Origin of the sequence: Xanthomonas cissicola (assembly GCF_008801575.1) — a bacterium.
Classification (GTDB): domain Bacteria; phylum Pseudomonadota; class Gammaproteobacteria; order Xanthomonadales; family Xanthomonadaceae; genus Xanthomonas; species Xanthomonas cissicola.
The window spans coordinates 1-7614 of sequence record NZ_VZPL01000108.1; the positions used below are offsets into that span (position 1 = coordinate 1).

Here is a 7614-nt window from a genome sequence, read left to right on the forward strand (position 1 = left end):
GAGCAAGAGCGGATGTGTTTGACTACATCGAGCGACGCCACAACCCAAGGATGCGGCGAAGGGCGGCCAAGCAGGATCAGAAGGTTGCAGCTCTTTTACAACCGTCCGTGATATCGGGGTAGAACCCGCATCCAGCTGCTGGACTACTGGTTCGAACTGACGCGGAAGCCTTTCCCTACAAAAAAGGAGTTGGCTCAGCGCATCGGATGCACCGAGAAAACTATTCAAAACAACATCCGGGAGCTTGAGGACGCCGGGCTGGTGCAGCGCGTGCTGCGCAAGACCACAGCAGGCGACTGGAACAGCAACATCTACGACTTGAGTGGACTGGTTGCGAAGGTGCAGGCACTTGAACCCGAGTTCGCCCAAGAAAAACAGGAACGGGCTGCCCGGAAGGCGCAACTCCAAAAGCCAGGCGGTCTAAAGTCGAAGTCGAAGTAAAAAAATACCCCGGCCGCGTGCCTTGTGGGCAGAGACGGTAACGGGGTGTACGGAAGTAGACTACCCCACTGGGCAAGCTTTTGCAATTGCCATGGTGGAGGCATTCAGGAAGATGAGTCACGACAATTTTGAGGAAGCGCTGTCCCTGGAGCGCTTTGGCCGCTACTTGGCTTGGGCAGCCGGCGACCGTTGCCAGGCGATCGCCCTCTATGGGCTCAATACGCGCCTTTCGGAAAGCCTGTATACGCCTCTACAAACGTTAGAAGTGGCGCTGCGCAACCGAATACACACTGTCCTCGCCGAGGCTAAAGGGGATGAGTGGTATAGCGAAGCCGCCGCCGTTCTGCTCTCTGCGCATCAGTCCGAGCAGATATCGAAAGCCATCGATGAATTGGGCAAAGCCGGAAAGCCAGTGACGGCGGGCGGCGTGGTCGCCAGTCTCACCTTCAGCTTCTGGACAACGATGTTTAACAAAGACTACGAAACGTTGTGGCAGCAGACCCTTCATAGGGTCGTCGATCCTACTGCGCCTAAAGGGTTAAAGAGAAAGAGCTTCTCTGGGCCGCTGGCGCGCATCCGCGTATTGCGAAATCGAATAGCTCACCACGAGCCAATCCTTAGCTGGAATTTGAGCAAGCACCACAATGAAATCTTGGAGTTGATTGAGTGGTTGTCACCGCCGACACGGCGATGGTGTCACGAGAACGATCGCTTCCCGCAGGTGTACCCGAGCGAAGGAATCAAGCTGAGGCAGCAATAAGCTCCAGTGGCCAGGCCAGTGTGGATCGGCCCCCCGTGGCATACGAATCAAAGGCTTACGCGGTGCGGATCGGCCCCCCTCGGCGAGCCGCTCGGTGTAGCGGATCGACACGTACTGCACGCCCCGGTCGCTGTGGTGGATCAAGCGGATGCGCAATTTCTGGACCGTCGCGCCGAACCACACAGTCGGCCGCGTGCTGGAAAGCCTGATCGCCTACGGCATCGAGGTGAGCCGATCAACCGGCCGCCCGGTCGCGTCCACGAGACGCCCGTAGGGTGCAGGGCGCGCGGTGTAGCGGATCAGGGTGCCGAAGGCGTCAAAGACATGGCTCTTGTGGACTTCATGTATATATATACCTACCTATATACTTACATACCTGCTCGAACAGCTCGCGCTCGAACTCGACGCCAGCCACCACCAGCGGCTCGCCGCTGGGCCAGCGCTTGGGCGGCTGGTGGTCACTGATGACCTGCACGTCCGTGTCATCAGTGACCACGGTCACGTCGGCGGCGTGCAAAGCGGCTTGCTTGCTCGAAGCGGCAGGTGTTGGGTCGAATGTCCAAAAGCGTCGGTAGGTATATATATACTTACCGAGTCACAGGGCCGGGGATGCACCCGGCAGGTCGAGGGCCAGCCGCCGCGCTGCCCATCGGTATGTATATACATAGATAGGAGCACCCATGATCTTTGCGTGTGTCAACACCAAGGGCGGCGTCGGCAAGACCACGACCGCCGTGCATCTGGCAGTGATGCTGGCCCGTCAGGGCAAGACGCTGCTCATCGACGGCGACCCGCAGGCCTCGGCCGCGAGTTGGGCGGCATGGCGTCGTGAGACGCAGTACGACCCGTCGCCCACCACCACCTGCCTCGCTGGCAAGGCGATCTTGGCCGAAGGCAAGCAACTGGCCACCGGCTTTGAGCACGTCGTCGTCGATGCAGGCGGCCGTGATTCCGTGGGCCTGCGCTCCGCGCTGCTGCTGGCCCAGCGTGCCGTGATCCCGGTCGGTGCCTCCAATCTGGACGCAGCGGCCATGACTGACCTGCTGGAAGTCGTCGAGCTGGCCCGCGACTACAACCCCGAGCTGGACGTGCGCGTGCTGCTGACCCGCGTCGATCCACGCACCAAGGATGCGGCCGAGATGCTGGAATTCTTGGCCGAGCAGAAGCTGACCGTGCTGCCCACCAAGGTCTGCGAGCGCGTGGCCTTCCGCCGCGCCATTGGCGAGGGTGCGACCGTTCAGGAGCTGGGCCGCGATCAAGCCGCCATCGCCGAGATGGAAGCCTTCTTCAAGGAGGTGATGGCATGAGCATGAAGGGCAAGCCCAACACGGCGCAGTTCAAGCCGCCCAAAGACCCGACCGCCTTCCTCGAAGGCGGGGAGGCGGACAAGGCCGAGAAGCCGCTGGTGGCACCTGCTGCCGTAACCACGACACCGGCCGCCACGCCGCCCGCTGCCGAGGAAACGCAGCGCTACGGCCGCGCACGGGTGCAAAAAATCTTCAACTTCCCCGAGGAACTGGCTGATCACCTGCGGCGCGAAGCGCTCAAGCGCTCGGAAGAGAAGGGCGGCCGGGTCACGGAGAAGGACATCGTGATCGAGGCACTGGAAGCCTTCCTCAAGGGTTGATAGGTATATATATACCTATATATTTATGTATATAACGATTTCCAGTATGGAATATAGTCCATACAAGTAACGGCACCAACACCATGCAGCGAAAGTTGCAACGAATTCTGATATTGTTGCGGTTGGGCGCGGAACAGGGTATAAATGATGCTGACGACAACTGCTAGTGTGGTCGCGCCGAAGGTTTTGAAGGAACTCATCGCCGCTGGGTCGGTTTCCGCCGCCCGAGTGGAACCCGGTGACAAGGGCCTTCTGATCCTGGTGCGGGCCGGAATGAATGAGCGAGTGCTGGGTGCTGCCCGTGGCGGCCTCCGGTACTTCCAGAGTCTCGATGGCGCTGCAAGCGTTTTGCAGGGCTACGGGATCATGAAGTTTGATGTGAACACGGAGCACTGGGTGCCCAAGACGATGGTGCGGGGCTACAAGCAAGCCCCGGCGTCTGTGGATGCCGACGAGTGACCGTCATGGCAAAGGAGAGAGCTGACCAGACAGCAGAAAACTGGAGAGTCAGAAACGACAAAGCCCGCTTTGGCGAGCGGGCCTTGACAGATAAACAGGGCAGGGTGCCCAGACAAATACAGCGTTCGCTTTGGCGAGTGAACCCTGTACCAGGGCAATAAAGCGACTCAAAGTGCTTCTATTGTACGAGTCTTAGCCCCTGCGCGCAAGCGTGCGCACGCCCCTAAGGGACGTGTGATGAGGGGTTATGGCAGGTACAACGGCACAGAAACTAGACAACCAGACAGCACACCGCTTTTTACAGTCGGGCACCGCGCTCAATCGCGTGCTCACCGAAGCGCCCTATCTGCCGCGTTGCTCTGACGACAAGACGGCCACCCGCGTCCGGCCGCGCGAATACGCCATTCGCTACCCCTACATGCAGGTCAATCGGCCCGGCTTCGTGAGCTGGCTGATCTTCGACCTCGACCACACCAAGGCGATGATCTGGCAGGACGCTGGGCTTCCTGCTCCCAACCTGATCGTCCGCAACCGCCAAAGCGGCCACAGCCACCTCTACTACGCGATTCCCCCGGTCTGCACGACCGAGGCCGCCCGCAGCAAGCCCATCGCGTACATGAAGGCCGTCTACGAGGCCTTCGCTGCCCGGCTCGATGCCGACACCGACTTCCACAGCGGCCCCGTGGCCAAGACGCCCGGCCATCCTTGGTGGCTGACGCACGAGCTGCACGCCCACGTCTATGAGCTGGGGGAGTTGGCCGACTACGTGGACTTGGCTGTGTCCAGCCCGTGGGGCAGGGGGCCGCAGCTCGACGAGGTGAGCCATTCCCGGCACTGCATCCTCTTCGAGCACCTGCGCCACTACGCCTATTCCATCGTGAACCGTGAGCGCGAGCGCGGCTCGTTTGCCACCTTCACGCGGCTGCTCGAAGCCTACGCGCACAACCGCAACAGCTTCCAGAAGCTGGGCTTCATGGACAACCTGGCCCAGTCCTCACTCAAGGCCACGGTGAAGTCCGTTGCCCGCTGGACGTGGGATCGCTACACCGGCAGCGGACGGTGCCACCGGGGCGTGATGCAGCTCGACAAGGACTTGCCGCTGATCGAGCGGCAGCGCCTCGCCGCCGCCCGCACCCACGACGTGCGCCACAAGGCCACCGAGTCCAAGGTGCGCGCCGCATGCCGCTTGCTGCAACAGAAGGGCGAAGCCCTCACGCAAGCCGCTATCGGCCGCGTGGCGGGCCTCACTAGGCAGACGGTGGTCACCTACAAGCATGTACTCGAAGAAGTGCTCAAGCCCGTCCCCGTGGCGATTTTGGGGGGCGCTTCGGGCAATCTTGAGGATGTTAAACATGGTGCGCATCAGGTATCTGCTGCCCCGCAGGGGGCCGGGGTTCCGGATGTTGCTTCGGTGTCCTTTGAACTGTTTTCTACCGGCTTGGGTGTCGTGCCTGTTTTCGATGGCTGATATCTGAAAAGTGCTTTGGTTACATCCAACTGGGGTTCAGCCGACATACGTGTAAAAGTAGCTCACAAGGTCGGATTTCATTCATTGCATCAGTGAGTTAGCGGATATTTTGGCGCAACAAAATTTCCGTCGCTCCATGTCCAGTCTGGCCACAATCCCATCCCATGTTCCGATGTTCCCTCGTAATTTCGCTGTTTCCGAAGGGTGGCTTGCCAAAAACTGGTTACATCAGGCCGTCTCCGAAAAAAACGACGAGGACTCAAGAATGCGCCCTCTTTCGCCCGCTTCAGCCATCATTGCCAATGACCTGATCGACAACATCGACAACGGCCTCGTCGATCCTCACTCGCCCGATCAGGAAATCGCCGATAGCGTCAATTGGCGCCGCACCCAACACGGTCAGGACGCGTTGACGCAATTAGGTGAGATGGCACCTCCGTGGAGACGGCGTGTTCTGCCCGCCGATCCCACCCCGTATCAGATCCAGGAGATACGGCAACACCGCCTCAACCGCGCCTCCACCTCCATGCAGTCCGCGCCACCTGCGCCACCGCCGGCAGTGGCGTTGTCCGGAGAGCTTGCCTTTGACCCGATGGACTTTCTGGACATACCAGACACTCCAGGCGCTGCATCCTGTGCCGAAAGCGCCCCTGCATTACAGGAGGTTGCCAACCGGTCGGAGCTGTCGGTGCCTGCGGGAGAGTCCGTTGATTGCCCTGCAATCGCGCCCCCCCCTCCATTGAGCTATTCCCAGGGCGTTGGACACTATCCCGGCCCTTCCGTTTCATTGTTAGCCAATTCGTCGACGCACGCGCCCGCTCTTCCCTCACAGGCTCCCGGTTCGAGCATGCCTGGGCTAATTCCCAACTCCATGCTGGCCAAGCGCAAGAAGGTGCTCGACCCGGAAACGGGGCAAACCGTGTCAAGAGCCGCGCTGGCCGGGCGCCAGAAGGTGCTCGACCCGGAAACGGGGCAAACCGTGTCAAGAGCCGCGCTGGCCAAGCGCCAGAAGGTGATCGACCCGGAAACGGGGCAAACCGTGTCAAGAGCCGCGCTGGCCGGGCGCCAGAAGGTGCTCGACCCGGAAACGGGGCAAACCGTGTCAAGAAACACGCTGGCCAAGCGCCAGAAGGTGCTCGACCCGGAAACGGGGCAAATCGTGTCAAGAGCCGCGCTGGCCGGGCGCCAGAAGGTGCTCGACCCGGAAACGGGGCAAACCGTGTCAAGAAACACGCTGGCCAAGCGCCAGAAGGTGCTCGACCCGGAAACGGGGCAAATCGTGTCAAGAGCCGCGCTGGCCGGGCGCCAGAAGGTGCTCGACCCGGAAACGGGGCAAACCGTGTCAAAATCCGCGCTGGCCAAGCGCAAGAAGGTGCTCGACCCGGAAACGGGGCAAACCGTGTCAAAAGCCGCGCTGGCCGGGCGCCAGAAGGTGATCGACCCGGAAACAGGGCAAACCGTGTCAAGAAACACGCTGGCCAAGCGCCAGAAGGTGATCGACCCGGAAACGGGGCAAACCGTGTCAAAAGGCACGCTGGCCAAGCGCCAGAAGGTGATCGACCCGGAAACGGGGCAAACCGTGTCAAAATCCGCGCTGGCCAAGCGCAAGAAGGTGCTCGACCCGGAAACGGGGCAAACCGTGTCAAAAGCCGCGCTGGCCGGGCGCCAGAAGGTGCTCGACCCGGAAACAGGGCAAACCGTGTCAAAAGCCGCGCTGGCCGGGCGCCAGAAGGTGCTCGACCCGGAAACAGGGCAAACCGTGTCAAAAGCCGCGCTGGCCGGGCGCCAGAAGGTGATCGACCCGGAAACGGGGCAAACCGTGTCAAAATCCGCGCTGGCCGCGCGCAAGAAAAGGCGGTTGAACCGCCCTGGGGCGTGATAAGTGCGCTTTCAAGCTCCGAGTAGGCCCGGCATGAGGTTGGCTCGCTCAGGACTCAGTTGCTGCGCTCCCGGACTTCCGGGGAATACTTCACTGGCTTGGTCATCACCCATCCTCTCAAGAGTTGGAGCCTCCAGGAATCCCGGGGCGGTTCACTGCTCCCCGCCCTGAACGGCGAGGTTTGTCGCGCACCGGGTCAGCCGCCGGCGCTGCCGGCGTTCGTGTTGGAGCGCCCGTCCGGACGCAGGTGCGCCGGCGCGAGGCGCGGGGGCCGAGACGTCCACGCCTGGCCCACCGCTTCCCTCGGCCCTGGGGTGTAAGGGGCACCCCCGACGGGCCGGGGCGGCACCGCTGGCGCCGGCCGTGGACGAAGCGTGGACGGCCGCGCACCTGAGCTGACCACCCTTGGGGTGTCCAGCCTCCGGGCCGCTGTTCAGCGTCCCTGCGCGCCCCTACGGGGCTTGCCCGCCACTGCGCCTTACATCCCGGCCAGCTTGGCGCCAACGAAGCCGCCCACCACGCCGGCGACAAACGCGAACCCAGCCAGCAGCAGCACGAACCGCCGCGCCTTGCTCTCAAACGCCGCATTCGCGGCGACGAGCTGCGCCGCGCCGCTATTGAGCTGATTTCCGATCTGCGCGGCTGCATGTCGGCCAGCTTCGGTGAGCTTCTCGGCGTTCTTGTCGATGACCGACTCGAAATTGAGCTTGGCGGCCAGGAACGCCTTTCCGGCCGCGTCCGTTGTCGCCTTCTCGATCTTTCCGGCCAGCACATCGTCTGCTTGCTCGAAGCGACGCACGAGGGCGTCGGCATCTTGCAGCAGCTCGGCCATGAGGAGGGTCGGCAGGGATTCGTGTAAAAAACAGCCAAAAGTGAGCTAACTCGCTGTCAGCACAGAAATTTTTCACAACCTTCTGCCGATCCTCCATGCGGGTCCGTGATCGCCTTCATGTCTGCGCCTCACCCTGGTCGTCGAGGGT

The 7614-nt window shown here is 61.8% G+C and carries 9 protein-coding genes and 1 pseudogene; 9 read left to right on the forward strand and 1 reads right to left on the reverse strand.

The window, feature by feature from the left end; all coding sequences use genetic code 11:
• From F7R02_RS23140 to F7R02_RS27310, 9 genes and pseudogenes are all read left to right on the forward strand, one after another.
• Window positions 1-122: pseudogene (locus tag F7R02_RS23140) on the forward strand (IS3 family transposase); the annotation flags it as partial.
• Window positions 123-138: 16 nt separating this feature from the next.
• The gene (locus F7R02_RS23145; RefSeq protein ID WP_338066755.1) at window positions 139-441 is read left to right on the forward strand and encodes a helix-turn-helix domain-containing protein; all 303 of its coding nucleotides are present in this window, start codon (window positions 139-141) and stop codon (window positions 439-441) included.
• Between the two features lie 112 nt (window positions 442-553).
• Window positions 554-1201 carry a S49 family peptidase domain-containing protein gene (locus F7R02_RS23150; protein ID WP_078591101.1) on the forward strand — a complete coding sequence of 216 codons (648 nt, stop codon included), beginning with the start codon at window positions 554-556 and terminating at the stop codon, window positions 1199-1201.
• A gap of 148 nt (window positions 1202-1349) precedes the next feature.
• Window positions 1350-1475: a hypothetical protein gene (locus F7R02_RS27285; protein ID WP_268892712.1), complete on the forward strand. Its 126-nt coding sequence runs from the start codon at window positions 1350-1352 to the stop codon at window positions 1473-1475.
• A gap of 406 nt (window positions 1476-1881) precedes the next feature.
• On the forward strand, window positions 1882-2508 hold the full coding sequence (locus F7R02_RS23165) for a nucleotide-binding protein (protein ID WP_055311957.1): 627 nt from the start codon (window positions 1882-1884) through the stop codon (window positions 2506-2508).
• Complete coding sequence (locus F7R02_RS23170) at window positions 2505-2828, forward strand: hypothetical protein (protein ID WP_005918229.1); 324 nt, start codon at window positions 2505-2507, stop codon at window positions 2826-2828. Before F7R02_RS23165 ends, F7R02_RS23170 begins: the two co-directional genes overlap by 4 nt.
• A gap of 144 nt (window positions 2829-2972) precedes the next feature.
• Window positions 2973-3287 carry a ParC family partition-associated protein gene (gene parC, locus F7R02_RS23175; protein ID WP_005918227.1) on the forward strand — a complete coding sequence of 105 codons (315 nt, stop codon included), beginning with the start codon at window positions 2973-2975 and terminating at the stop codon, window positions 3285-3287.
• A gap of 247 nt (window positions 3288-3534) precedes the next feature.
• Window positions 3535-4755, forward strand: coding sequence for a replication initiation protein (locus F7R02_RS23180; protein WP_078591100.1), 1221 nt, complete (start codon window positions 3535-3537; stop codon window positions 4753-4755).
• Window positions 4756-5602: 847 nt separating this feature from the next.
• A complete protein-coding gene (locus tag F7R02_RS27310) occupies window positions 5603-6634 on the forward strand; it encodes an FOPV/CEFIP/PROB1 family protein (protein ID WP_235900980.1) in 1032 nt (343 codons plus the stop codon).
• A gap of 478 nt (window positions 6635-7112) precedes the next feature.
• Here the strand turns inward: F7R02_RS27310 and F7R02_RS23200 are convergent, their stop codons facing one another.
• Window positions 7113-7466 carry a hypothetical protein gene (locus F7R02_RS23200; protein WP_078589577.1) on the reverse strand — a complete coding sequence of 118 codons (354 nt, stop codon included), beginning with the start codon at window positions 7464-7466 and terminating at the stop codon, window positions 7113-7115.
• Window positions 7467-7614 lie beyond the last annotated feature (148 nt).